Source organism: Mesorhizobium atlanticum (assembly GCF_003289965.1).
Lineage (GTDB): Bacteria > Pseudomonadota > Alphaproteobacteria > Rhizobiales > Rhizobiaceae > Mesorhizobium > Mesorhizobium atlanticum.
The window spans coordinates 46,331-70,266 of the sequence record NZ_QMBQ01000010.1 but is presented as its reverse complement, the minus strand read 5'-3'; the positions used below and the strand labels follow the sequence as shown (position 1 = coordinate 70,266).

Annotated in this window: 29 protein-coding genes; 17 read left to right on the top strand and 12 right to left on the bottom strand. The window is 64.2% G+C overall.

Translation table 11 applies throughout. The features are described 5' to 3' along the window. Nucleotides 1-24 precede the first annotated feature (24 nt). The 4 genes from DPM35_RS27565 to betI all read right to left on the bottom strand — a co-directional run bounded on the left by DPM35_RS27565 (nt 25) and on the right by betI (nt 3,748). The gene (locus DPM35_RS27565; RefSeq protein ID WP_112130330.1) at nt 25-447 is read right to left on the bottom strand and encodes a DoxX family protein; all 423 of its coding nucleotides are present in this window, start codon (nt 445-447) and stop codon (nt 25-27) included. Between the two features lie 125 nt (nt 448-572). Then, entirely contained in the window at nt 573-995 is a 423-nt protein-coding gene (locus tag DPM35_RS27560; RefSeq protein ID WP_112130329.1) for a DoxX family protein, read from the bottom strand. A gap of 424 nt (nt 996-1,419) precedes the next feature. Further along, a complete protein-coding gene (gene fumC, locus DPM35_RS27555; RefSeq protein ID WP_112130328.1) occupies nt 1,420-2,817 on the bottom strand; it encodes a class II fumarate hydratase in 1,398 nt (465 codons plus the stop codon). Nucleotides 2,818-3,097: 280 nt separating this feature from the next. Then, a complete protein-coding gene (betI, locus tag DPM35_RS27550; RefSeq protein ID WP_112130327.1) occupies nt 3,098-3,748 on the bottom strand; it encodes a choline-binding transcriptional repressor BetI in 651 nt (216 codons plus the stop codon). A gap of 83 nt (nt 3,749-3,831) precedes the next feature. On the opposite strand from betI, the gene choX reads away from it, so the two are divergent. The 3 genes from choX to DPM35_RS27535 all read left to right on the top strand — a co-directional run bounded on the left by choX (nt 3,832) and on the right by DPM35_RS27535 (nt 6,281). Next, a complete protein-coding gene (choX, locus tag DPM35_RS27545) occupies nt 3,832-4,770 on the top strand; it encodes a choline ABC transporter substrate-binding protein (protein WP_112130326.1) in 939 nt (312 codons plus the stop codon). Further along, nucleotides 4,767-5,585: an alpha/beta fold hydrolase gene (locus tag DPM35_RS27540; RefSeq protein WP_181592170.1), complete on the top strand. Its 819-nt coding sequence runs from the start codon at nt 4,767-4,769 to the stop codon at nt 5,583-5,585. Before choX ends, DPM35_RS27540 begins: the two co-directional genes overlap by 4 nt. A 207-nt stretch (nt 5,586-5,792) precedes the next feature. After that, on the top strand, nt 5,793-6,281 hold the full coding sequence (locus DPM35_RS27535) for a sulfocyanin-like copper-binding protein (protein ID WP_245431672.1): 489 nt from the start codon (nt 5,793-5,795) through the stop codon (nt 6,279-6,281). Nucleotides 6,282-6,347: 66 nt separating this feature from the next. Here DPM35_RS27535 and DPM35_RS27530 read toward each other — a convergent pair whose 3' ends face one another. Continuing rightward, entirely contained in the window at nt 6,348-6,941 is a 594-nt protein-coding gene (locus DPM35_RS27530; protein ID WP_112130603.1) for a hypothetical protein, read from the bottom strand. Nucleotides 6,942-7,095: 154 nt separating this feature from the next. Here DPM35_RS27530 and DPM35_RS27525 point away from each other — a divergent pair, with 154 nt between their 5' ends. Beyond that, on the top strand, nt 7,096-8,226 hold the full coding sequence (locus DPM35_RS27525) for a metallophosphoesterase (protein WP_181592169.1): 1,131 nt from the start codon (nt 7,096-7,098) through the stop codon (nt 8,224-8,226). Nucleotides 8,227-8,280: 54 nt separating this feature from the next. Here the strand turns inward: DPM35_RS27525 and DPM35_RS27520 are convergent, their stop codons facing one another. Then, a complete protein-coding gene (locus DPM35_RS27520) occupies nt 8,281-8,460 on the bottom strand; it encodes a CsbD family protein (protein ID WP_112130324.1) in 180 nt (59 codons plus the stop codon). Between the two features lie 582 nt (nt 8,461-9,042). Here DPM35_RS27520 and DPM35_RS27510 point away from each other — a divergent pair. Then, nucleotides 9,043-9,702, top strand: a complete 660-nt coding sequence (locus DPM35_RS27510) for a glutathione S-transferase family protein (RefSeq protein WP_112130323.1) — start codon at nt 9,043-9,045, stop codon at nt 9,700-9,702. Nucleotides 9,703-9,752: 50 nt separating this feature from the next. Here DPM35_RS27510 and DPM35_RS27505 read toward each other — a convergent pair whose 3' ends face one another. Beyond that, nucleotides 9,753-10,580, bottom strand: a complete 828-nt coding sequence (locus tag DPM35_RS27505; protein ID WP_112130322.1) for an alpha/beta hydrolase — start codon at nt 10,578-10,580, stop codon at nt 9,753-9,755. Between the two features lie 126 nt (nt 10,581-10,706). On the opposite strand from DPM35_RS27505, the gene DPM35_RS27500 reads away from it, so the two are divergent. The 5 genes from DPM35_RS27500 to DPM35_RS27485 all read left to right on the top strand — a co-directional run bounded on the left by DPM35_RS27500 (nt 10,707) and on the right by DPM35_RS27485 (nt 13,204). Then, nucleotides 10,707-11,198, top strand: coding sequence for a MarR family winged helix-turn-helix transcriptional regulator (locus tag DPM35_RS27500; RefSeq protein ID WP_112130321.1), 492 nt, complete (start codon nt 10,707-10,709; stop codon nt 11,196-11,198). Between the two features lie 52 nt (nt 11,199-11,250). Continuing rightward, nucleotides 11,251-11,580, top strand: a complete 330-nt coding sequence (locus DPM35_RS27495) for a YciI family protein (protein ID WP_245431671.1) — start codon at nt 11,251-11,253, stop codon at nt 11,578-11,580. 272 nt (nt 11,581-11,852) lie between these two features. Next, nucleotides 11,853-12,011, top strand: coding sequence for a hypothetical protein (locus DPM35_RS32580; RefSeq protein WP_181592192.1), 159 nt, complete (start codon nt 11,853-11,855; stop codon nt 12,009-12,011). A gap of 67 nt (nt 12,012-12,078) precedes the next feature. After that, a complete protein-coding gene (locus DPM35_RS27490) occupies nt 12,079-12,390 on the top strand; it encodes a YkgJ family cysteine cluster protein (protein ID WP_245431680.1) in 312 nt (103 codons plus the stop codon). Between the two features lie 202 nt (nt 12,391-12,592). Then, nucleotides 12,593-13,204: a LysE family translocator gene (locus tag DPM35_RS27485; RefSeq protein WP_112130318.1), complete on the top strand. Its 612-nt coding sequence runs from the start codon at nt 12,593-12,595 to the stop codon at nt 13,202-13,204. Nucleotides 13,205-13,339: 135 nt separating this feature from the next. Here the strand turns inward: DPM35_RS27485 and DPM35_RS27480 are convergent, their stop codons facing one another. Next, nucleotides 13,340-14,326 carry an AraC family transcriptional regulator gene (locus DPM35_RS27480; protein WP_181592167.1) on the bottom strand — a complete coding sequence of 329 codons (987 nt, stop codon included), beginning with the start codon at nt 14,324-14,326 and terminating at the stop codon, nt 13,340-13,342. 189 nt (nt 14,327-14,515) lie between these two features. Here DPM35_RS27480 and DPM35_RS27475 point away from each other — a divergent pair, with 189 nt between their 5' ends. After that, nucleotides 14,516-14,941, top strand: coding sequence for a GFA family protein (locus DPM35_RS27475; protein ID WP_112130601.1), 426 nt, complete (start codon nt 14,516-14,518; stop codon nt 14,939-14,941). Nucleotides 14,942-14,997: 56 nt separating this feature from the next. Further along, nucleotides 14,998-15,513: an OsmC family protein gene (locus DPM35_RS27470; RefSeq protein WP_112130316.1), complete on the top strand. Its 516-nt coding sequence runs from the start codon at nt 14,998-15,000 to the stop codon at nt 15,511-15,513. Nucleotides 15,514-15,787: 274 nt separating this feature from the next. Here DPM35_RS27470 and groL read toward each other — a convergent pair whose 3' ends face one another. Both groL and groES read right to left on the bottom strand, forming a co-directional pair. Continuing rightward, entirely contained in the window at nt 15,788-17,440 is a 1,653-nt protein-coding gene (gene groL / locus DPM35_RS27465; protein ID WP_112130315.1) for a chaperonin GroEL, read from the bottom strand. A 62-nt stretch (nt 17,441-17,502) separates the two neighbouring features. After that, on the bottom strand, nt 17,503-17,799 hold the full coding sequence (gene groES, locus DPM35_RS27460) for a co-chaperone GroES (RefSeq protein ID WP_073987612.1): 297 nt from the start codon (nt 17,797-17,799) through the stop codon (nt 17,503-17,505). A gap of 357 nt (nt 17,800-18,156) precedes the next feature. Here groES and DPM35_RS33170 point away from each other — a divergent pair, with 357 nt between their 5' ends. Next, the gene (locus DPM35_RS33170; protein ID WP_281004645.1) at nt 18,157-18,288 is read left to right on the top strand and encodes a hypothetical protein; all 132 of its coding nucleotides are present in this window, start codon (nt 18,157-18,159) and stop codon (nt 18,286-18,288) included. Between the two features lie 11 nt (nt 18,289-18,299). Here DPM35_RS33170 and DPM35_RS27445 read toward each other — a convergent pair whose 3' ends face one another. Beyond that, nucleotides 18,300-18,926, bottom strand: a complete 627-nt coding sequence (locus DPM35_RS27445) for a TetR/AcrR family transcriptional regulator (RefSeq protein ID WP_181592166.1) — start codon at nt 18,924-18,926, stop codon at nt 18,300-18,302. Nucleotides 18,927-19,046: 120 nt separating this feature from the next. Between DPM35_RS27445 and DPM35_RS27440 the strand changes: the two genes are divergently transcribed. Genes DPM35_RS27440 through DPM35_RS27430 form a run of 3 tightly spaced genes read left to right on the top strand, consistent with a single transcriptional unit; the run spans nt 19,047 to nt 22,681 of the window. Next, nucleotides 19,047-20,231 carry an MFS transporter gene (locus DPM35_RS27440; protein ID WP_112130313.1) on the top strand — a complete coding sequence of 395 codons (1,185 nt, stop codon included), beginning with the start codon at nt 19,047-19,049 and terminating at the stop codon, nt 20,229-20,231. Nucleotides 20,232-20,246: 15 nt separating this feature from the next. Next, the gene (locus tag DPM35_RS27435; RefSeq protein WP_112130312.1) at nt 20,247-21,548 is read left to right on the top strand and encodes a D-arabinono-1,4-lactone oxidase; all 1,302 of its coding nucleotides are present in this window, start codon (nt 20,247-20,249) and stop codon (nt 21,546-21,548) included. Then, nucleotides 21,545-22,681, top strand: a complete 1,137-nt coding sequence (locus tag DPM35_RS27430) for an alanine racemase (protein ID WP_112130311.1) — start codon at nt 21,545-21,547, stop codon at nt 22,679-22,681. The genes DPM35_RS27435 and DPM35_RS27430 overlap by 4 nt, the downstream gene beginning before the upstream one ends. Nucleotides 22,682-22,683: 2 nt before the next feature. Here the strand turns inward: DPM35_RS27430 and DPM35_RS27425 are convergent, their stop codons facing one another. Then, entirely contained in the window at nt 22,684-22,854 is a 171-nt protein-coding gene (locus DPM35_RS27425; RefSeq protein ID WP_112130310.1) for a transcriptional regulator, read from the bottom strand. A 139-nt stretch (nt 22,855-22,993) separates the two neighbouring features. Between DPM35_RS27425 and DPM35_RS27420 the strand changes: the two genes are divergently transcribed. Further along, complete coding sequence (locus tag DPM35_RS27420; RefSeq protein WP_112130309.1) at nt 22,994-23,929, top strand: bifunctional helix-turn-helix transcriptional regulator/GNAT family N-acetyltransferase; 936 nt, start codon at nt 22,994-22,996, stop codon at nt 23,927-23,929. Nucleotides 23,930-23,936 lie beyond the last annotated feature (7 nt).

Sequence of the window (23,936 nt, the reverse complement as noted above, 5' to 3'; positions counted from 1 at the left end):
TCGGTCAAATAGGCCGCTCTCGACTCAGGTCACCTCAGCGCTGATCCCAAAGCTGCGCCCGTCAGCCGACCACGCGCCGGCGCCGGCCATGGCGAGCGCCAGGAAGCCGCCGGCAATGGCGATGTCCTTCATCAGCATCTGCTGGTGCAGGAAGGACAATGTCGCATCCTCGCCGCCCTGGCCGTAATGGCCGATGAAGCCCGCGACGATACAGAAGGCGGCAAGCAGCAACGCCACGATCCGGGTCTGGAAGCCGACGAGGATCAGGAGCCCGGCAATCAGTTCGAACAGGCCGGTGCCCCAGGCAGCTAACGTCGGCAACGGCAGGCCGAGGCCGGCGAAATAACTGATCGTGCCGCCGATATTGGTCAGCGCCTGGAAGCCCGACGGTACGAACAGCGCTGCGAGAAGCAGCCGCGAGACCAGAAGCAACGCATTGCGAAACATTGGCCACCTCCCATGCCGGCCCGGTACGGCTGACGCCGACTGCGGCGCAGTCTACGCCTGCAACGAAAAAGCGGCGCGGAAAATTCCGCGCCGCTTTTGAGTTTGGGCCTGGGAGGAAAGAAGGATCAGCCGCGCTTGGCGTCGATCGAATAGGCGCCCGCACCCGAGGAGGCGAGCAGGATGAAGCCGCCGGTGATGGCCAAGTTCTTGAGGAACTGGATCATCTGCATCTGGTCGGCCCAGCCGGTATGCGCGACAAGGCCGGTGGCGATCGTGAAGATGGCGAGCACCCAGGCGACGATCCTGGTCTGGAAGCCAATGAGGACGGCAAGGCCGCCGAGCAGTTCGATCAGGCCGACGACAACGGCCGTCACGGTCGGCACGGGCAGGCCAAGGGAGCCGAAATAGGCGGCGGTGCCGGAAATGGCGGTAAGCTTGCCGAAGCCGGAAAGCAGGAAGATCACGGCCAGCAGGATGCGGCCGAGCAGGATCGTGGTGGAGCTGTTGGTAGCGGTGCCGTTGCCGGCGACGGAAGAGTTGATGGACATGGCGGTATCTCCGAGCGGGTTGAATGAGCCGTCAGATAAACGATGGAGACTGTTCACAAAAGACCACCTATGTGGCGACACATTGTTCACAGGATGGATATTCTTGGCATCCGCGGCCGCGCGAGAAAATCATGTCGGCGGATTGGGTTGGGGAAGCAAATTGTGCTGCCGCAAAGTGTCTAGAAATTTGCTGAGACACTCATCAATTCGTCATCCACGGGCGAAGCAAGGAGCGAAGCGACGCGGCGCAGACCCGAGGATCCATTCCGTGACGTCAAAATAGCCGCTGCGGTGCAGATTTTGCTGCGCTCTGCTCCACGCCCGGAGTAGCGGCAGGGATTCCAGGGTTTCCGCGACGGAGCTTCGCTCCTGCTTCGCCCTGGAATGACGACCTCGCGAGGACCTTGCCTTTGCATCGGGTCCTCTACCCCGGATGCGTCATGTCCTCAGGGCGCACCAGTCGGTCGTAGTCGGCTTCGCTGACCAGTCCGGTGGCCAGCGCTTCCTCACGCAAGGTCGTGCGGTTCTTGTGCGCGGTCTTGGCGATCTTGGCGGCGTTGTCGTAGCCGATGGTTGGCGCCAGCGCCGTCACCAGCATCAGCGAGCGCTCGAGCGCCGCCTTGATGTTGTCCTCGCGCGCCTCGATGCCGACCACGCAATTGTCGGTGAAGGACACCGAAGCGTCGGCCAGCAGCTGCACCGACTGCAGGAAATTATAGGCCATCAGCGGATTGTAGACGTTGAGCTCGAAATGGCCCTGGCTGCCGGCGAAGGTAAGTGCTGAATTGTTGCCGAACACCTGCACGCAGACCTGCGTCAGCGCCTCGCACTGGGTCGGGTTGACCTTGCCCGGCATGATCGAGGAGCCCGGTTCGTTTTCAGGCAGCGACAGTTCGCCGAGGCCCGAGCGCGGGCCGGAGCCGAGGAAGCGGATGTCGTTGGCAATCTTGAACAGTGCGGCCGCCGCCGCGTTGATCGCGCCATGCGAGAACACCATGGAATCATGCGCCGCGAGCGCCTCGAACTTGTTCGGTGCGGTCACGAAGGCGATGCCGGTGATGGCGGCGATGCGGTCCGCCACCTTTTCCGCGAAGCCGACCGGCGCGTTGAGGCCGGTGCCGACGGCGGTGCCGCCTTGCGCCAGTTCCTGCAGGCCGGGCAGCGTCTGCTCGATGCGCTTGATCGAGGAAGCGACCTGCGCGGCATAGCCGGAAAATTCCTGGCCAAGCGTAAGCGGCGTGGCATCCTGCGTGTGCGTGCGGCCGATCTTGATGATGTGGTTGAAGGCGCGCGCCTTGGCGTCGAGCGCCTTGTGCAGATGGTGCAGGGCGGGGATGAGATGATGCACGACCCGCTCGGCGCAGGCGATGTGCATGGCCGTCGGATAGGTGTCGTTGGACGACTGGCTCATATTGACATGGTCATTGGGATGCACAGGCTTCTTCGAGCCCATCACCCCGCCGAGCATCTCGATCGCCCGGTTGGAGATCACCTCGTTGGCGTTCATGTTGGACTGCGTGCCGGAGCCGGTCTGCCACACCACCAGCGGGAAATGCTCGTTGAGCTTGCCGTCGATGACTTCCTGCGCGGCCTCGACGATCGCCTTGCCGATTGCCGGATCGAGCCGCTTCATCTCCATGTTCACCTCGGCCGCGGCGCGCTTGACGATGCCGAGCGCGCGCACGATCGAAGCCGGCTGCTTTTCCCAACCGATCTTGAAATTGCCCAGAGAGCGCTGCGCCTGCGCGCCCCAATAGCGGTCGGCCGCCACCTCGATAGGGCCGAACGTATCGGTTTCGGTTCTGGTCTTTTCAGCGCTCACGGGAAGTCTCCGGTCAGTCGATTTGGGCAAGGGCGTATCGCGTTGCACAAACCGCATCAAGCGGAGATTGCGGGCGGGGAAGATGCAAATCGGTTGAAGGGAGCGCCTATTCCTTCCCCTTGTGGGAGAGGGTGGCCGAGCGAAGCTCGGTTGGATGAGGGGTGCTCCAGGGAACGCCAGCGTCTCGCTCCGCTGGAACACCCCTCCTGCAATTGGAGCGGCAATGCAGCGCCGAGCAAGGCGGCCGGTCAAGCGCGCTAGCCATCGATGGGTATGAACTTTATCCCGCCGAGGCCAGCTCGACGGGCGCGGGCTGGCGTAGCGCCAGCCGCCCCGTGACGAAGTCCTTGACCTGGCGCACCGCCTGCTCGCGCGTGACGCTGCCCGGCTGCAGGCCGAGCCTGAGCCACAGCCCGTCGATCAAGGCGGTGACGCCAAGCACGATCTCCTCGGCCAGTTCGGGCGAAGCGAGGCCGCGCAGGCCGGACAACAGGTTCGAGCGCATGCGCGCGTGGATCACCTTCTGGATGCGCGCCAGCTTCTCGTCGCGCGGCACCTCGGCGCAGAGCGACAGCCAGGCATGGCAGAGCGGCGGCAGGAACAGGTGCTCCTCGAAATTGCCCTCGATCACGGCGTCCAGCCGTTCCATCGGCGTCCGCGCCCGCTGCAACCGGGCGACAACGGCGTGACACAGCACGGCGTTCGCCTCGCGCATGGCGTGCTCGAACAGCTCCTGCTTGTTGCGGAAATAATGCAGCACAATGCCCTTCGAGGCGCCGGCCTGGGCCGCGACCTTTTCCAGCGTCGCGCCGGCGATGCCCTCGCGCTCCAGAACGGCGAACGCCGCCTGCCGCAGCTCCTTGCGGCGTATGTCGCTGAGACGCGTGAGCTTCACGGGACCGATCCATGCATGGCGAATCCATGTTGACATTTTCGTCCGCTCAGATCAATCATTGACCAATGGGACAATAAAATGACCAATTGGTCAAAATGATCGAAAAGAGGAGAACCGGAATGTTGCGCGTGCTTGCGAAGGGCGTCTGTGTCGCGGCCCTGATGATGGCATCCCAGGGGGCGCGGGCCGCCGAGGCCGAAAGCTGCAAGGCAGTCCGCATGGCCGAGCCCGGCTGGAACGATCTCGCCTTCACCACGGGCGTGGCCAAGGTCCTGCTCCAGGCGCTCGGCTACGAACCGCAGAGCGAGGTGCTCGGCATCAACGTCATCTACGAAGGCATGAAGAACAAAGACCTCGACCTGTTTCTCGGCTACTGGGATCCGGCGATGGTCACCTATTACGAGCCGTACAAGAAGGACGGCTCGATCGAGAATGTGCGGGTCAATCTGGTCGGCGCCAAATACACTTTCGCCGTGCCGACCTATGTCTGGGACGCCGGCGTCAAGGACCTGTCCGACCTGCACAAATTCGCCGACAAGTTCGGCAAGAAGATGTACGGCATCGAGCCGGGCTCCAACCAGCTGATGATGGACGCCATCGCCGATCCTCAGTTCGGCCTCGACGGCTGGCAGGTGGTGGAATCGAGTGAAGCCGGCATGCTTTCGGAGGTCGGCTACGAGATCAAGGAGAAGCAGTTCATCGTCTTCCAGGGCTGGGCGCCGCATCCGATGAACACCATGTACGACTTCAAGTACCTGACCGGCGGCGACAAGTTCTTCGGTCCGAATTTCGGCGCCGCCACCGTGACGACGCAAGTGCGCAAGGGTTTTCTGCAGGAATGTCCGAACGTGGCGCAATTCCTGAAGAACCTCGCCTTCGACATCGACATGGAAAATGTCGGCATGGGCTATCTCATCAATGACGGCATGAAGCCGGAGGAGGGCGCGCTGAAGTCGATCGCCTTGCACAAGGATCGCCTCGACGCCTGGCTCGCCGGCGTCACCACTTTCGATGGCAAGCCCGGACTTGCCGCAGTCAAGGAAAAGCTCGGACTGTGAGGCCGGCGCTGTCGGAGCCTGAGGGGCAGGACATCGATCAGGCGGCCTGGGCCGGACGCAAGCGGATCGTCGATGTCACCGGCCTCGACATAGCCTATGTCGAGATCGCCGGCGCGGAGCCGCCGATTGTCCTCGTGCATGGCTTCACCGACACCAGCCGCAGTTTTTCGCTGCTTGCGCCGCATCTTTCCGGGCGCCGGCTGATCATACCGGATCTGCGCGGTCATGGCGGCTCGCAGGCGGGCGAGGGGTGCAGTGTCGTCGATTTCGCCGAGGACATTGCCGACCTGATCCGGCGCTTGCGGCTCGACCGGCCGGTTGTTGTCGGGCACTCGCTGGGCGGCATGGTGTCGATCGCGCTGGCCGCGCAATATCCGGAACTGATCGGTGGGCTGGTGATCCTGGCCAGCACGCTGAAGCCCGATTTCGGATCACATCACCAGCTGATCGACGGCGTGGCGGCGTTGCGCGACCCGATCTCGCCGTCGGATCCGTTCTATGACTGGTGGCATGCCTGCCAGCCGGGCGTGCCGCGGGCTTTGCTCGCCGGTCTCGCGCAGGACGCCTCAGCGATTCCGGCGGCGCGCTGGCGCGCCATTCTCGAGGAAGTCCGCCGCACCGATCTGACCGCGGCGGCGCGGGCCCTGCGTGTCCCGACGCTGATCATCGCCGGCGGACGTGATCCGCTCTTCGGTGAAGCGCACCAGCAGGCGCTGGCCCAGGCAATCATCGGATCGCGTCTGGTCTGGGCGCGGGATTGCGGCCACAATCCGCACTGGGAAGATCCGGCATTCGTAGCTGCAAGCATCGGCTAAGCCTTCGGGAACGACGACATCCGGTAGGGTAGTCGGGTCCAAGGCATTCGCCGACTGTCCGTGTTTTTCAGCATATCGGTTTGATCCAGCGCAAGGTCGGGTGCGGCCGGCGGTGCAACCATGCAGGCACCGTTCGGCTAGGTCCATGGCAGGGAGCGGTCGGTTGCCGGTGTCGGTTCCACCGGTGTCTGCCGGAGGAGTTTTGCTGTGAAAAAACTGGTCAGGAATGCGTTTCTAGGGCTTGCCGCGATTGTTGCGACGGCTGGTGCCGCTCAAGCCGCCGCCACGGTTCAGGTTTCGCTGTGGGACAAAGGGGCGAACGTGCCCATGACCACAGGTTTCGCCTACGGAATGTCGGGCGCGGATATGTCGAAGGCAACCATGGGGATAACGGCCAAGCCCGCGACGGTGAAGGCCGGCAACGTCACCTTCAAGGTGAAGAACAGTTCCAAGGATACCATCCACGAAATGATCGTGATGTATCTGGCGAATCCCAAGGACCCGCTTCCCTATATTGCCGACGAGAACAGGGTTGACGAAGACAAGTCCGGCGACAAGGGAGAGGTTTCCGAACTCGACCCTGGCGCTTCGGGCACGCTTACCGTGGACCTGAAACCCGGCAAATACGTGCTCATCTGCAACGTCCCCGGTCATTTCGCGACAGGCATGTGGACGGAGTTCACCGTTCAGCCATAGCGGCCGGTCGGCGTCGACGCGGCTGATACCCGGCCGGCTGGCGGTTTTCAGTCGGCCGAAAGAGCCTCACTGCGCCAGCGGCTTGATCCTCTCGAACCCCACCTCGCTCTGCGCGCTCGTCCCTTCGTCATACCGCCGCGCCAGCACCGCCTGCAGGTCCGGCGAATAGAGCGCGGTGAAGGTATCGATGACGTTGCCACTCTCGCCGGTGATCGTTTCGCCGACCACGAGCACATTGTATTTGCAGTCGCCGAGCCTGTAGGTGTCCTTGCCTTTGACGGTGAGCGCCAGCGTCTCGGTGCCCTGCGGCGCCTTTTTCGAAGACAGCCGCACGAATTCGGTTTTGCTCTTCGCGCCCGCCTTCAGCGGGAACAGCTTCTTCAAGTCGCCGAGCGGGATCATCGACAGCCGCCCGGTGTCGCTGTCGCGGAACACCTCGATCAGCCCGGCATAAAGATACTGTGTCTGCGGCGAATCCGATTGATACTTGTTGGCGACCGCGACCATGCCGCCGGGCGCCGGTCGGAACTCGCTGCTTATCCCGGCCTTTTCGAGCACGAAGCCGGCTTTGGCGGACTTTGCGTCGACGCAGTCCGAGGCCTGTGCGGCGCCGGCGAAGGTGAGCATGGCGAATGCCATGCCGGTTGTGAGGGTCTTCATGCCTTCTTCCCCTGGATGCATGTACCGAAGCAATGACAGACCGCCATTGCGCTGTCGACCCAGGAGCTTTTCATGCCTGGGCATGAAAAGCCTCCAGGCGCCGGCCGGGCATCGAACTGGACGAGGCGGTTCGAGGGTGTTTAATCGGGTGACGATGAATCGCTCTTCGCCAGCAACCGTTTCGCGCCGCACCTTCATCACCCGCATGTGTGCGCTCGCTGCGGCCGGCGCCGTTCCGGGGGTGGCCTTCGGCCAGACCGGAAAGCGCATTCAGCCGATCGACGCCACCTTCCTTTTCATCGCCGACATCCACGCCTGCCGCATGGCAAGCGGGCTAAGCCCCAACTGCCTGCAGGAGGGCAAGACCGATGCCGCCCTTCTGCGCAATGTCGCGGCCCTGAACGCGATTGCGGACAAAAGGTGGCCGGCCGAGATCAACGGCGTTGCGACCGGCCTGCATTCGGCCGGCACCCGCATCGGCACGCCGCTTGGGCTTGTCACCGGCGGCGACATCACCGACGATGGCGGCGGCCAAGTCACCGAGCCCAGCGAAGGCACGCAGCTTCTGCAGTTCTCCCAGCGCTACCAGGAAGGCATCGGGCCGGACCGCGTCCACATCCCGGTCTATGTCGGGCTGGGCAACCACGATCTCGACCAGAACGGCTCGCCGCCGCATGTCGACTGGTATCGCCGCGAATTGCGCGACTATGTCGAGGTCAATCATCGCCCCGGCGTGTTCTTCAAGCCGCCGGTGCCGGCGACAGAATATGACGTCGACACCGACTGTTATTCCTGGGACTGGGGCGGCCTGCATCTCGTCCAGACGCACCGCTTCGCCGGCGACACCGGCCATGGCGTGCCGGGCAGCCTGCCCTGGCTGAAGCAGGACCTCGCCACCTATGCCGGCGATGGCCGACCCGTGGTCATCTTCCAGCACTATGGTTGGGACACCTTCTCGACCGAGCGCTGGGATCCGGTGAAGCGCACCTATGATGACGATGGTTCAGGCCGCCCGCACTGGTGGGGCGAGGCCGACCGCCAGGCGCTGCTGGCGGCGATCGGCGGCTACAATGTCATCGCGATCTTCCACGGCCATCAGCACGAAGTGCCGATGATCTACCAGCGCGACGGGCTCGACCTCATCAAGCCGAAGGCGGCCTATATGGGCGGCTTCGCGCTGGCCAGGATCACCGCCGACAACATGGACGTGGTGCTTGGCGAGGCGGCCGGCGACCATGGCGAGATCGTCTTCACCAACGCTTTCGCCAAGCAATTCCAGACATGAAAAGGCCGCCTCGCGGCGGCCTCCATGGTCCTGTCATCGAGGTGCTTGAGAGGGTCAGAACGCCTTCTTGACCTTGTCCTTCACGTCGCCATAGGCCTTCTGTACCTTGCCGGCGATCTTGTCGGCGGCGCCTTCGACCTGGGTCCGCCGGTTGCCGGTGGCCTTGCCCGCCGCCTGCTTGACCGAACCTTTCATTTGCTTGGCAATACCGGCGACCTGATCCCTGTTCACCATGCGCGCATCTCCTGGGTCTCGAGGGGAGCTGGACGCGAGAACCGCATCCGGGTCTCATAACGTGCCGGCACCGGCTTGGGTTCCCGGCCGACGCGATGGCTTTCGCGGCGAGGTTGCATGGGACAACGCAATCCGGCTAGGGTTCGTCGCGGCCGCGGGGCGAGCGCGGCCCATGGGGCTGGGTTTGCGTCTTCGTGTGGCCTTTGTCGCAGTCTCCATGGCCGTGGCCGGCTGCGTTGCCGACGATGTCGGACCGATCAACACGTTGCGGGCTGCCGGCCTCGACCGTTTTGGCCTATCGCGCTTCGTCGGCCGCGTGGAACTGCCGTGAGGGCCGGCACGGGCCTGGATCGCGGTCACCGCCGCCTGTATGTGGGGATGGACTTCGAGCGCCTTGCGGCCGGCGTCGATCAGGAGGTCGACCTGGTCGACAGGCAGCCTGAGCCTGGTGGGGATCTCGTTCAGCTTCGCCTCGGTTGGAGGGTCGAGGTCGGCGAAGGAAAGGTGCTGGACTACAAGGCGGACACGCGAGGCCGGCGATCATGACGGCCGAAGCGAATTGACATCATCAGGAGACGGTTCTTGGCAGAGTTCACCCTCTATATCGGCAACAAATGCTTTTCTTCATGGTCGCTGCGGCCCTGGGTGGCGATGAAGCACCTGGAGATTCCCTTTGAGGAGGGTTTCGTGCGCCTGCGCACGCCGCAGACCTTCGCCAACCTTGCCAAAGTGTCGCCGACCGGCCTGGTGCCGGTGTTGAACCATAAAGGCAGGATCGTCTGGGAAACGCTTGCTATCCTTGAATATCTGGCCGATCTCTATCCCGAGAAGAAGCTTTGGCCCGAGGATATCGGCGCCCGCGCGCTGGCCCGCTCGGTGGCGACCGAGATGCATTCCGGCTTCCGCGAGGTTCGCTACGGCTGGCCGATGAATCTGCGCCGGCCGAAATCGCACAAGCCGCTCGATGCCGAAGGCGAGGCGCAGCGGGCGAGGATCGAGGCGATCTGGCGCCAGTGCCGCGAGGAATACGGTCAGGGCGGCCCGTTTCTGTTCGGCCATTTCACCGCGGCCGATGCCATGTATGCGCCGGTGGTCACCCGCTTCGACACCTATGGCGGCGAGCTGGCGCCCGTCACCCGCGCCTATGTCGACGCGGTGCTGGCGACGCCCGCGATGCGGCACTGGTATGCGGAAGCCGCCAAGGAGCCCTGGCCTGAGCCAGGGCCCCACGAGCAGGATTAACGGGCAGACGGCTTTCAGGCCGCGATGCCTATCCCTTCGACCGCGCCGCTTCAGCCCGTGCGGCTGAGCGCCGCCTGCCTGGCTGGCCAGCGTGTGGCGAGGAAATCGGCCACACCGGTAGCGATCTCCTCCCAGCCCGGCTCTTCCAGCAGCCAATGGGCATGTTGCTCGCGGATATCGGCGATGACGCCGAGCTTTTGCGCCGTCCATTCGACCAGCGCCGGAGCGACGATGCGATCCTCGGCGGCGCCGACGACCATGGCCGGGCAGGAGATTTTCGCGAAATCGACCTTGTAGGTGCCGAAGATCAGCTCGCGATAGACCTTGCCGGATTCGGGCACCAGTTGCGCATGCAGGATCGGGCAGGCCTCCTTCGGCATACGGTTGAGCGCGATGGTGGCGCAGCCTTTGGCCGAGGGCAGGATCGGTTGGCCGGTCAGGATTTTCGGCATCATCGGCAGATAGGTGGACAGCGCCACCTTTTGCGCCGGCAATTTCGCCGCCGGCGCCGGGCAGAGCAGGACGATCGCCTCGGCCTGGCCGAGTGCCGCGATCTGTTGGGCGATCAGGCCGCCAAGGCTGTGGCCGACCACGACCGGCCTTTCGCCGAGCGCCGCGATCACCTTCAGCGTGTCATCGACATAGTCGGAAATGGCGAGACCCTTGGCCTGGGCGGGGCCGATGCCCGCACGGCCACGCCGCGCGGCGGCGAAACCACGCCAGCCTTGCGCGGCGAAGAATTCAAGCCATGGCCGGAAGCTGGTGTGGTCGACGAAGGCGCCGTGGACGAACAGCAGGGGCGGGCGCTCGGTAGCTCCTTTCGCCTCGATTGCCGGAAATCCGGCGATGATGGTCGGCGAGACGCGCTGCGAATCCATGGCTACCTCCCTCGGCGCGGATCGGATTGGCAAAGGCTCAGCTTGTGCTCGTCAACAAGCTTGCCTAAATTGTCAACCTGCTTGCCTAGTTTGTCAACCGCCTTGCCTAAATTCCATGGTGCGCAATTGGACGGTCCGGAATCGAAGGCCACTGAAGCCGAGTTTCGCGCCCGCCGCGAAAAGATCCTGCTGCGGCAGCTGGTGCGGCTGTTTCGCCTGATGAACGATGAGACCGTGGCGCGCATGCAGGCTCGGGGTTTCGGCGGCTTGCAGCCCTCCTATCCGCGACTGCTCGGCAATCTGGACACCGAAGGCACGCGCATTTCCGGCCTGGCCAGGCGCATGGGCATCACCCGGCAGGCGGTCGCCCAACTGGTGAAGGAGATCGAGGCCGCGGGTTTCGTGGAGCGGCGTGCCGACCCCGAGGACGGCCGCGGCGTTATCGTCGCCTTCACGCCGCAGGGGCGACAGGGGCTCGCCACGGCGGTCGAGGTGATGGCGGAGATCGAAGCCGAATATGCGGGGGTGGTCGGTCAGTCCGGGCTCGACGAGCTCAAACGCCATCTCAAGACGATCCTCGACCGCTTTGACCGGCAAGGCGGTTTCGGCATGGATTGAAGCTTGCGCCTGCGGAACTGCCGGGCGCAATATTGATCCAGGAGGAAGACCGATGGCCAGCAGCGAAGCACCGCATGAAAGCACGGCGCCCAAAATCTTCCATTGCCGGTTGATCCCGCCGCGGCCGGATTTCGCCTTTACCATGACTGAGGACGAAAGGGCGCTGATGGGCCAGCATGCCGACTATCTGCGCGAGAAGCTGCGCGAAGGCATCATGATCATGGCCGGTCCGGTCGCCGATCCGGCCGGCCCGTGGGGCCTGCTGATCTTGCGTGCCGGCAGCGAAGCCGAGGCGAGGGCGGTGACCGATGGCGACCCCGTGGCGCGTTCGGGCCGCGGCTTCCGCTATGAAATCCTGCCGATGTTGAGCGTGATCATGTAGGCGGCACACGAAAAGAACGCCTCTCGCGCGTTTTATGACGCGGGAGGCGTCCTTGTGCCGTTAGCCTTCTTTCGACTGCTGACGGCATTGCAACAACGCCCGACACCGGCGGCGGTTCCCTAAGTCGGCAAAATAATTGTCGTCGGTTCGCGGACGTCACGACCGGAGCGGTATGGTCGGCAACCGAAGGTCTTTTCCGTTCCGCTTGCCTGATTGTGTGCTAGGAACCGGTCGACCGCGACGTGAGTCACCGACGCATTTCAGGAATTGACATGGCCATCAAATTTTCCGCCAAGGAGCAGCCGCCGACTCCGGCCGCTGCCATGAAGCCGGCCAAGCCGGCCGCCGGGCCGAAAGCCGACAAACCGCTGGACGTCGATCTCCTCGGGCAGCCGCCCCAGAAGCCGCCGCGCAAGACCAGGAAGAAGTAGAAGATTGCCGCACGAGGCCAATCCCAGCCGTTTGCCTTGGCCGTCCTTCACGGCGGCCGATCCCGGCTTGCCGGCGGGCGATGCCGCGGCCGTGTTCGACTGCCAGAGCTGCGGCGCCTGCTGCGCCTATTCGGCGGATTGGCCGCGCTTCTCGACCGAGGAGGACGCGCAACTCGAACGCATTCCGGAGAAATTTGTGTCGGCCGACCTCTCCGGCATGCGCTGCGAGGGCGCGCGCTGCTCGGCGCTTACTGGCGAGGTTGGCAAGCACACGTCGTGCGGCATCCATGACCTCCGCCCCGATGTCTGCCGCGCCTGCATGCCCGGCGGCGAGGACTGCCTGATGGCGAGGGCCGCCCATGGGCTGGCGGTGAGCTAATTTCCTCGCCCCCGCAAAGCGGGGGAGAGGTGGCCGCGCAGCGGAGAGGGGGCTGCGACGCTGGCGGGCTCCCTCTGGTTGCCTTCAAGGGTAGCGCCATCCCCTCTCCGTCTCGGCTTCGCCGGGCGAGGAAGAGCGCCCCGCTTGCCTCGCCCCACACCTCCCGGTACCTTCCAGCCGGGCAGGGCCGCGGAGGAGATTCATGAGCATCGAATTCTTGTTGACCTCGCTGATCATCGTGGCGTCGCCCGGCACCGGTGTCCTCTACACGCTGAGCGCCGGCCTCTCGCGCGGCGCGCGTGCCTCGGTCGTCGCCGCCTTCGCCTGCACGCTGGGCATCATCCCGCATATGGCCGCCGCCATCACCGGCCTTGCTGCGGTGCTGCACACCAGTGCCGTCGCCTTCGAGACGCTGAAATATCTCGGCGTCGCCTACCTGCTCTACATGGCCTGGAACACGCTGAAGGAGAAGGGCGGGTTGAGCATCGACGAGAATGCAGCGCCGCGCTCGACCGCCAGGACCATCACGACCGGCATCCTGGTCAACGTGCTGAACCCGAAACTGTCGATCTTCTTCTTCGCCTTCCTGCCGCAATTCGTCAGCACCACCGAGCCGCACGCTTTTGCCAGGATGCTGGAGCTCTCCGGCGTCTTCATGCTGATGACCTTCGTCGTCTTCGCCGTCTATGGCGTGTTCGCGGCTTCGGTGCGCAGCCATATCGTGACGCGGCCGAAGGTGCTGACCTGGATGCGCCGCAGCTTCGCCGCCGCCTTCGTCATGCTTGGCGCCAAGTTGGCGCTCGCCGATCGCTAGCCCTCTGATCCATTCGCGGTTTCGGAAGCTCGTCGCATCCGGACCCGGCCGCGGCCCTAGAGCGTTTCACCGTTTCACGGAAACGACGAACCGCTCTATCTCTTTGTTTTTACGCAATTCCGGACGAAAAACCGCTCACGCTTTTCCTGGAATTGCTCTAACGCCGAGGCGCCAGGCCGAGGGCGGAACGCCGATCATCTTCTTGAAAGCACGGCTGAACGCCGCTTCGGATTCGTAGCCTATTTCCGCCGCGATGCTGGCGACATTGCTGTTGCCGGCGCTGAGCAATTCCGAGGCGATCTGCATGCGCCATTTGGCGAGATAGTGCATCGGCGGCATGCCGACGACTTTGGTGAAGCGCTCCGCAAGCACCGTGCGCGACAAAGCGGACTCCTTGGCCAGCGCCTCCACCGTCCAATTGTGGGCCGGCCGGTCGTGGATCAGCGCCAGCGCCTTGCTCAGATGCGGATCGCGCAGGCCCGCCAGCCAGCCGGTCTGCTGCGGCGGCAGCGATTCCACATAGCGGCGCAGCACGTCGACGAACATCAGTTCGCTGAGCTTGGTAAGTACCGTCTCGCTGCCGGCCCGCTTCTCGGCCACTTCCGAGACCGCCAATCTGATGAACTGGCCGAGCCAGCCGCCATCGCCTTTGACGTCGCCGGCCTTGATGACGGGCGGCAGCGCCTCGAGCAATGGATTGAAGGGCAGGGCATGGCAGGCGAGATAGCCGCAGACCAGCCGGGCCGACAGCGAACCGTCCTTGACGTAGTTGATCGGGAACGGCGTCTGGCTTGCGGCAGCAATCTGCAGGACATCCGCGGTGGGCGGGTCTGCCCTGAGGTCGGGCGTGCTCGACATGATATGCGGGTCGCTGTGGGTGAAGACCACGACCTCGCCTGCCTCTACCGGGATCGCTTCCTTGCCGATGATGCGGGCAAAGCAGCGGCCCTCCGTGAGCACGTGATAGGAAATCAGGTGATCCGCGCCCGGCAGTATCCTCGGCAAGATCGAGGCGGGCGCCGGCGAGCAGACCGCCCATGGATCCTGGGCCTCGATGTCGAAAAACGTCGCGCCGGTGAGGCGCACCGTTTTCAAAAGGTCAGACAGAGCGTCCCCGGCCATTCCACTCTCGCAAGTTGCGCGGCAATCCGGCGCGACATCCCATTCGACTTCCGGACGCGCTGTCAAGTAACGCGGACGCCCCGTCATTCCGTCCCCGGCCGGAAGCTTTAAACCCCAATCGGCGCCAAGAGCTGTCTTCAGTTGGGCGCTCTGCGCAATCGAACGCAACGAAAGAAAAGGACGAAAGTCATGACGGTACATAAGGGCGGGTGTTTTTGCGGCGCCGTGGAAATCGAAGTCCACGGAAACGCGGAGGCAATGGGCTATTGCCATTGCAGTTCCTGCCGTTCGTGGTCGGCGTCTCCCGTGAACGCCTTCACGCTGTGGAAGCCTCAGAACGTCAAGGTTACCAAGGGCGCGGAGTTCCTCTCAGGCTTCAAGAAGTCCGAGATGAGCGACCGCCAGTTCTGCACGAAATGCGGCGGGCATCTGATGACGGACCATGCGCCGCTCGGACTGGTCGACATCTACGCGGCCACCATACCGACGGTGGAATTCGCGCCGGGGGTCCATGTCAACTACGCCGAGACGGTCCTGCCGATGAAGGACGGACTGCCGAAGCTGAAGGACTTTCCCGCCGAGCTCGGCGGCTCCGGCATCGCGGTCCCGGAATAGGTCCGGACGATGACCGACGATTTCAAGCAACCGCAATTCACGACAGGAGAACAGCAATGGATATCGCGACGTTTCGCGCCACGCAGGAGCCGATCAAGGATCTTTATCGCAAGGACGCGCGGGCCGCGCTTCTCACTCTGAAGGCCAAGGGAAGCGCGGATGACTCCAGGGTGACCTGCAAGGTCGAGACCGGACGCGGACTTGCGCTGGCCGGCATCCATCCGAAGGCCGGCGGCAGCGGGCAGGAACTCTGCTCCGGCGACATGTTGCTGGAGGCGCTGATCGCCTGCGCCGGCGTCTCGATGCGGGCGGCCGCGGCCGTGCTCGAGATTCCGATCAAGTCGGCGGAAATCTCCGCCGAGGGCGATGTCGACCTGCGCGGTACACTCGGCGTCACCGAAGGCGTGCCGGTCGGCTTCAAGGAAATCCGCCTGCGCTTCGACATCGAGTCGGATGTCGAGCAGAGCCGGCTGACCCAGCTCATGGAGCTCACCGATCGCTACTGCGTGATTTTCCAGACCATCCAGCGCAGCCCCAAGACCTTCGTGAAGCTCAACAGGGTGGTTTCGTAGGCCGCGAATGCCCGGAATTCAAGCTTGGCGGGGCGAATTCCGGGCTGGGCCTGAGCGCGGTTCTCGCGCCAGGCCCAATCGCCCGCGCCACCCATGATCGCTCAACGCTTGCTGGTCGATGAAGTGGTGGCGCCCGTGGGGCGGCGGCGCGTTCCGGCAAGACAGCCGAGCCTTGGGACGTCGCCGTCTGGACAGCCATCATCCGACGGGCTTCGGCAACAAAAAGGGCGGCATCTCTGCCGCCCTTTCCTTGTGTGTAATGGAGTTGGACTTCTTAGAAGTCCATGCCGCCCATGCCACCCATGCCGCCGCCGGGCATGCCGCCCGGCATACCGCCGGCAGCTTCCTTCTTCGGAGCTTCGGCGATCATGGCTTCGGTGGTGACCAGCAGGCCGGCGACCGAGGCCGCGTCCTGGAGAGCGGTGCGCACGACCTTGACCGGGTCGACGATGCCCATGGCGATCATGTCGCCATAGTCGCCGGTCTGGGCGTTGAAGCCGAAGGTCGCGCCCTTGTTCTCGAGGATCTTGCCAGCAACGATCGATGCCTCAGCACCGGCGTTCGACGCGATCTGGCGGGCCGGAGCCTGCAGCGCGCGGCGCACGATGTTGATGCCGGCGGCCTGGTCGGAGTTGGCGCCGGTGGCCTTGACGTTGGCCGAAGCGCGCAGCAGGGCCACGCCACCGCCGGCGACGATGCCTTCTTCCACGGCCGCGCGGGTCGCGTTCAGAGCGTCGTCAACACGGTCCTTCTTTTCCTTCACTTCCACTTCCGTCGCACCGCCGACGCGGATCACGGCAACGCCGCCGGCGAGCTTCGCCAGACGTTCCTGCAGCTTCTCCTTGTCGTAGTCCGAGGTGGTCTCCTCGATCTGCTGCTTGATCTGGGCGACGCGGCCCTGGATCTCGGCCTTCTTGCCGGCGCCGTCGACGATGGTGGTGTTCTCCTTCGAGATCGACACCTTCTTGGCGCGGCCGAGCATGTTGAGGCCGACATTCTCGAGCTTGATGCCGAGGTCTTCCGAGATGACTTGGCCACCGGTGAGGATGGCGATGTCTTCCAGCATGGCCTTGCGGCGGTCACCGAAGCCCGGAGCCTTGACGGCGGCGATCTTCAGGCCACCGCGCAGCTTGTTGACGACCAGCGTGGCCAGGGCCTCGCCTTCGACGTCTTCCGAGATGATGAGCAGCGGCTTCGAGGTCTGAACGACAGCTTCCAGGACCGGCAGCATGGCCTGCAGGTTGGAGAGCTTCTTCTCGTGCAGCAGGATGTAGGCGTCTTCCAGATCGGCGACCATCTTGTCGGCGTTGGTGACGAAGTAGGGCGAGAGGTAGCCGCGGTCGAACTGCATGCCTTCGACGACTTCCAACTCGGTCTCGGCGGTCTTGGCTTCCTCGACGGTGATGACGCCTTCGTTGCCGACCTTCTGCATCGCTTCTGCGATCATCTTGCCGACCGACTCGTCGCCATTGGCCGAGATCGTGCCGACCTGGGCGACTTCCTCGGAGGTCTTGATCTTCTTGGCGGCCTTGCCGAGAGCGGCGACGACTTCACCGACGGCGAGGTCGATACCGCGCTTGAGGTCCATCGGGTTCATGCCGGCGGCAACGGCCTTGTTGCCTTCCTGCACGATCGCCTGGGCGAGAACGGTAGCGGTGGTCGTGCCGTCGCCGGCGATGTCGTTGGTCTTCGAAGCGACTTCGCGGACCATCTGGGCGCCCATGTTCTCGAACTTGTCCTCAAGCTCGATCTCCTTGGCGACGGTGACGCCGTCCTTGGTGATGCGCGGGGCGCCGAACGACTTGTCGATGACGACGTTGCGGCCCTTGGGGCCCAGCGTCACCTTCACCGCGTCGGCGAGGATGTTGACACCGCGCAGCATGCGCTCACGGGCGTCGCGGGAGAATTTTACGTCTTTTGCAGCCATGGTTAGCTCCTGACAGGGGCTCGGGAAGAGCCCGAAAACTCAGTTGATGGAGAGGCCGATAATCAGCCGATGATGCCCATGATGTCGGATTCCTTCATGATCAGAAGGTCTTCGCCATTGAGCTTGACTTCAGTGCCCGACCACTTGCCGAACAGGATGCGATCGCCGGCCTTGACGTCCAGGGGCACGAGCTTGCCGTTTTCGTCGCGGGCGCCGGAGCCGACGGCGATGATCTCGCCTTCCTGCGGCTTCTCCTTCGCCGTATCCGGGATGATGATCCCGCCGGCGGTCTTGGATTCGGATTCGACCCGGCGAACGACCACGCGGTCATGAAGCGGGCGGAACTTGGACTTTGCCATTAGTGTCTTCCTCGAGTGAGAACGGTGAGAACTGTTCCTCCATCCGGCGAGGCCGCCGGATATGAGTTAGCACTCACCTAAGGCGAGTGCTAACGTGGCGCTGAAATAGGCTGGCGCCTTGCCGGAGTCAAGGCGCGCGCAAGGGGGCAATGGCGCGAAATTTTTCTTGCGGGGAACCCCGGGCGGAAATGCAACGGCTGCCGCGAGCCGCGGACGAGCAATTTCGCCTGCTAGGTCCGCCGCCTTGGCGACCTCAAGGGCGACGACACCATCCGCGGCGAGGCGATTCCGGTTCCGGATGAGCTTCGCGCGCTGCGCCGCAAGCTCGGTTTCGACTACGGCGAGTTCGATTTCGTCATGCACGAGGGCAGGGCGGTGCCGCTCGATGCCAACAAGACGCCCGGTCGCGCCCGCAACCTGTCGAGCTTCATCGCCGCCGGCAATGCCAATCTTGCCGGCTTCGAAGGGCTGATCCGTCTGCACGCCTAGGCGGCAGGCGCCTACAAAAACACCCGCAACTGCGTGTGGATGATCGAGCGATAGTCGTCGATCGTGCGCCGGCCTTCCGCCTCGTCCTGCGTCAGTGCCAGCCGCACGACGCCGCCGGCAAGCTGGAAGATCAGGAACACGACTCGCCCGAACGCCTCGCGCTGCTCCGCTTGCAGCATGGGCGCGACATGGTCGCAGAACATCTTTGCCTGGTGCCTCGTCTCGGCAATGTCGAGATGCTGCAGCGCCTTGTCGGCCTGGATGGCGTTCTGCAGGTCTTGGATCGCCGGGTCCGCCGCGACGCGGGCATAATAGTCGTCGAGCATGCGATCGGCCGCCGCCGTCACGTCGCTCAACCCGTTTATCCCGGCGATGATCGCGCCGAAACGCCCCCGGCTTTCCTCGGAAAACCGTTCGTAGAGCATCGCCAGGATCGCCGATTTGCTCGGGAAATAATGATAGACGGTCGCGATCGGCCCGCCGGCCAGCGCGCCGACTTCCTTCATCGTCACCGCGTCGATGCCCTTCTCGCCGATCAGCCGCATGGTCGTGGCGAGGATCGCGTCGATGCGTTCGCGGCTGCGCTCCTGCTTCGGCCTGCGCCTCGGTTCCGTCGCTATTCGCTTCGCGTCCCTCATGGCCCGCATCTTCCCGGAAAAGTGCGAATTCGCGGTTGACAAGAAACATGATCAAGTATCAGTTTCATCAATGCTGACAACTTGTCAGTTTTTTGACCGGGCTGCAAGGGAGGGCACCTCGTGACTGCATCGCAAACCGCCCAGGCGGAACATGGCGATTGGCTCGTCGGCAATCCGACGGGATCGCAGCTTGCCTCGGCGCTGTGGATCGGCTCGGTCGGCCTGCTCATCCTTGGTCTGCAGCCGGTGCTGCTCGGTGCGCTCTACACGGAGGGCCACGTCACCGGCGACGAGCTGGCGCTGGTCGCCACCGCCGAGATGATCGCGATCGGCATCGGGTCGGCGATCGTGGCGATGCTGCTGCCTGCCAGGAACATGCGCTGGAAGAGCGCGGCGCTGCTTGTCCTGCTCGCGGTCGCCAATTTCTGGACCGCTTATGCCGGCAGCCCCAATGCGCTGATCGGCGCGCGCACGCTTGCCGGCCTGGCGGAAGGCGGGCTGGTCGCCGTCGCCACCGAATTGATCGCCCGCTCGCGCCGGGCCGAGCGCATCGGCGGCTATTTCGTCACGCTGCAGACCTTGGCGCAATGCGCGCTGGCGCTGATCCTCGCGCTCTATGCCGTGCCCGCCGCCGGCTCGGCCGGCGGCTTCATCGCGCTCGGCATCGTCTGCCTCTTGTCGCTGGCCGTCGCCTGGATCGTGCCGGAGGACTATGCCGATCTGCCCAAGGAAGAGCAGTTTGCCAACGTCGCGACGTTGCCCGCGATCACCGCGCTCCTGTCGATCTTCTGCTATTTCATGTTCTTCGGCGCCGTCTGGGCCTTTCTGGAGCCCATCGGCGCGCAGTTCGGCATCGACGGCCGCACCGTCGGCCTGATGGTGTCGGCAAGCCTCGCCGCGCAAGTGATAGGCGCCATGACCGCGACGGTCTTCGAGGCGCGCATCGACTACCGTTTTGCCATCATGATCATCGGGATTGTCGCGGCGATCAGCTCAGTCATGCTTGCGTCCGCCCCGGGTCTTTCGGTGTTCTGGGCGGTGGCGCTGGTGATGGGCTTCATCCTGCTCTTCATCGTGCCCTATCAGATCCGCATGGCAATTACCGCCGACGAGACGCGAACGGCAGTGCTCCTGGTGCCGGCCGCGCAGCTTTTCGGTCTCGCCATCGGCCCGATCGCCGCCTCGCTTTTGATCGATGCCGGGAATTTCCGCCCGGTGCCCGAATTCGCCGCAGCGACTGCTTTGGCCAGCGTGCTGCTGCTCGGCGTATTCGTGCTGGTCGCCCGGCGGCACGGTCGGGCCTGAGCGGGGAGGGCCAAAATGGCAAACGCTTGGAACAACTGGTCGGGTTTCGTCACGGCGTCCCCGAAGCAGATTGCGACGCCGGCCGATGCCGGCGAACTGGCCGAACTCGTGCGCTCGGCGCCCGGTCCGTTGCGTGTCGCCGGCGCCGGCCACTCCTTCACGCCGCTGGTGCAATCCGACGGCACCATCGTCTCGCTTGAGAAGATCGAGGGGCTGGTCTCGCATGAACCGGCGGCCAACAGGGCGCGGGTGGGGGCCGGCACGCGGCTCGGCGCCCTGATGCAGATCCTGCAAGGCATCGGCCAGGCCCTGCCCAATATGGGCGACATCGACAAGCAGGCGATCGGCGGCGCGCTGGGCACTGCCACGCACGGCTCCGGCCCGACGCTCGGCGCCTATCACACGCAGTTGGAGGCGGTGCAGCTTGTGGACGGCAAAGGCAAGCTGCGCGAGTACAGCCGGGCCAGCGACCAGGACATGATCCACGCCATCGGCGTCGCGCTGGGCAGCTTCGGCATTCTCACCGAAGTGACGATGAACAACATCGCGGCCTACCGCCTGCGCCGCCGCAAATGGGTGCTGCCGATCGGCGACATGCTGCGCGATTTTGAGAGGATGATGGCCGCGCATCGTTCGGCCGAATTCTACTACATCCCGTTTTCCGGCTATGCGCAGTTCATTGCCAGCGACCTGAGCGACGCCCAGCCGACGCAGCGGCCGACCGAGGACGACGAGGAGGGCCTGGCGACATTGCGCAAGCTGCGCACCGTGCTGCGCCGGCTGCCGTCGCTGCGCCGCGCGCTGATCAAGGGCGCGGTCAAAAAGGTGCCGGCCGAGGATTATGTGCAGGACTGGCTCAACGTCTATGTCAGCGACCGTCGCACCAAATTCAACGAGATGGAATACCACCTGCCCTATGAGGAAGGTCCCAAGGCGTTGGCCGAGATCATCGCGCTGACGGAGAAGCACTTTCCAGAAGTCTATTTCCCGATGGAGGTGCGTTCGGTGGCGCCCGACGAGTTCTGGCTTTCGCCCTTCCACAAGAGGCTGACCTGCTCGATCGCCATCCACCACGATGCGGCGAACGACCCGCGGCCTTTCATGCGCGCCGCCGAGCCGATCTTCCGCAAATATGGCGGCAGGCCGCATTGGGGCAAGATGCACAGCCTGAAGGCGGCGGATTTCAAGAAGATCTATCCGCGCTGGGACGACGCGCTTGCCGTGCGGCGCGACATCGATCCGGAAAACCGTTTCGTCTCGCCCTATATGGCCAGCCTGTTCGGCATTGAACCCAGTCCTTTTGGCATCAAAAAATGAGCGCCTATTTCGTTGCCCTGTCCGAGGCGCTGAAGGCAGCCGAGATCTTCCGGCCCTGCCTGGTGCTCGACCGCGACCGGCTGGACGGCAACATCGCGCTGGTGAAGGAGCGGCTGGCTGCCGGCCTTGCCGTTCGGCTGGTCGACAAGTCGCTGCCTTGCATGCCGTTGCTGTCGCATATCGCGCGAGCCCTCGAAACCAACCGCTTCATGACCTTCCACCCACCGGTGACACAGGCCGTGCTCGATGCTTTTCCCGAGGGCGACCTGCTTTACGGCAAGCCGATGCCCGTCGACGCAGCCAGGGCGGCGCTGACAAGAGGCGGCGCCGGCTGGTGGTCGCGCGTCTGTTGGCTGATCGATACGCCGGAGCGGCTGGCCGAGTATGGCGATTTGGCCGCCGCGCTCGACACCGAACTGCGCTTCGCCTTCGAGGTCGATGTCGGCCTGCATCGCGGCGGTTTTGCCAGTCCCGCCGAGATCAAGGCGCTGACGGTGCCGGAGCGCCTGCACTGCGAAGGTATCATGGCTTACGAAGCGCATGCGCCGGAGATACCGGGCCTGTTCGGTGGCGCGGCCAGGGCACTGAAGCAGGCCTCGGCCAAGGCGGCGGAGTTCGCCGCCGCCCTCGGCCCGGACCGGCCCCGCATCTTGAACATCGGCGGCTCGAAGACCGCGCTGCTACATGGCGGCGGCGTCGCCAACGAGGTGTCGATCGGCTCGGCCTTCGTCCTGCCGAGCGACTTCGATACGCCTGGCCTCGACGGCCTCCAGCCGGCCGCCTTCATCGCCACGCCGGTCCTCAAGGCGCTCGATCCGATGCTGCCCGGTCCGCCATGGGTTTCCAGGGCGCTCCAGGCGCTTGGCCTCTTCCCGCGCAAAGGCTTGTATCTCTATGGCGGCAATTGGATGGCCGAACCGGTGTTCCCCGAAGGCATGAAGCCGAACGGCCTGATTGGGCTGTCGTCCAACCAGCAATTCATGGGCCTGCCGGCAAGCGCGGATGTGAAGCCCGGCGACCATGCCTTCCTGCGGCCGACGCAGAGCGAGGCCGTGCTGCAGCATTTCGGGGCGATTGCTGTGTTCGCGGGCGGCCGGATCGTCGAGTTCTGGCCGGTGCTGCCGATGGGATAGGGCTATTTAGCCCCAATCGGATAATGCTTGGTTTCGTAAGCCTCGATCAGAGTGGCTAGAACATCAAAGCGATATGCTTCAGGGCTATCTGCAACCGGTTCATTATCGAAATAGCGAGCAATCTCGGCAATCGCCCAGTCGTACTCGTTATTAATGGGTCGAATGTTTTCCATCGCACGTCTCCGCAGCTATCTTGCCATACTCGGCGAGACTGTCGAGATACTGCCTCGCGAGATCGTGTGGGCTCGTTCCAAGAATTCATTGACTCAGTCAACTAAATGATTGATCCTGTCCAAGGCAGGAGGACTTCCCATGACCATCCACGATCACCCCGGCAAGGAACGCATCGATACCGTGCGCGCCTTCAACCGCTTCTACACCCGCCAGATCGGCCTGCTCGACGAGAGCCTTCTGAAGAGCCCGTTCTCGCTGACCGAGGCGCGGGTGCTTTATGAGCTTGCCCATCGAGAGGGGCTCGTCGCCAGCGATCTGGTGCGCGACCTTGGTCTCGACCCGGGCTATGTGAGCCGCCTCTTGAAGAAATTCGAGGAGCGCGGTCTGGTCGAGCGCGAGGCCAGCGAGGCGGACGCGCGCCGGTCTTCGATCGCGCTGACGACGGCGGGCCGCGAGGCTTTTGCGCCGCTCAACCAGGATTCGCACGACCAGGTGCGCGCGCTGCTCGATCGTCTGCCGCCCGCCGACCAGAAGCGGCTGGTCAAGGCCATGCGCACAGTGCAGGACCTGCTTGGCGACAGGCCCGAACCCAAGGTGCCCTACATCCTGAGGCCGCTGCAGGTCGGCGACATCGGCTGGATCACGCGCCGCCAGGGCATGCTCTACGCTGAGGAGTATGGCTGGGACGAAACCTACGAGGCGCTGGTCGCCGAGATCCTCGGCGAGTTCGTCAAGAAATTCGATCCAAAGTGGGAGCGCGCCTGGATCGCCGAGCGCGAAGGCGAGGTGGTCGGTTCCGTCTTCGTCGTGCGCAAGTCGTCCGAGGTGGCGAAGCTGAGGCTGCTCTATGTCGAGCCTTCGGCGCGGGGCCTTGGCATCGGCCGGCGGCTGGTCGACGAGTGCATCGCCTTCGCTCGCGCCAAGGGCTACAAGACGCTGACGTTATGGACGAACGACATACTGGGCTCGGCCCGCCGTATCTACCAGGCCGCCGGCTTCAAGCTGGTCGATGAAGAAAGGCACCATTCCTTCGGCAAGGACCTTGTCGGCCAGACCTGGGATTTGGAGCTTTAGCCTCTTC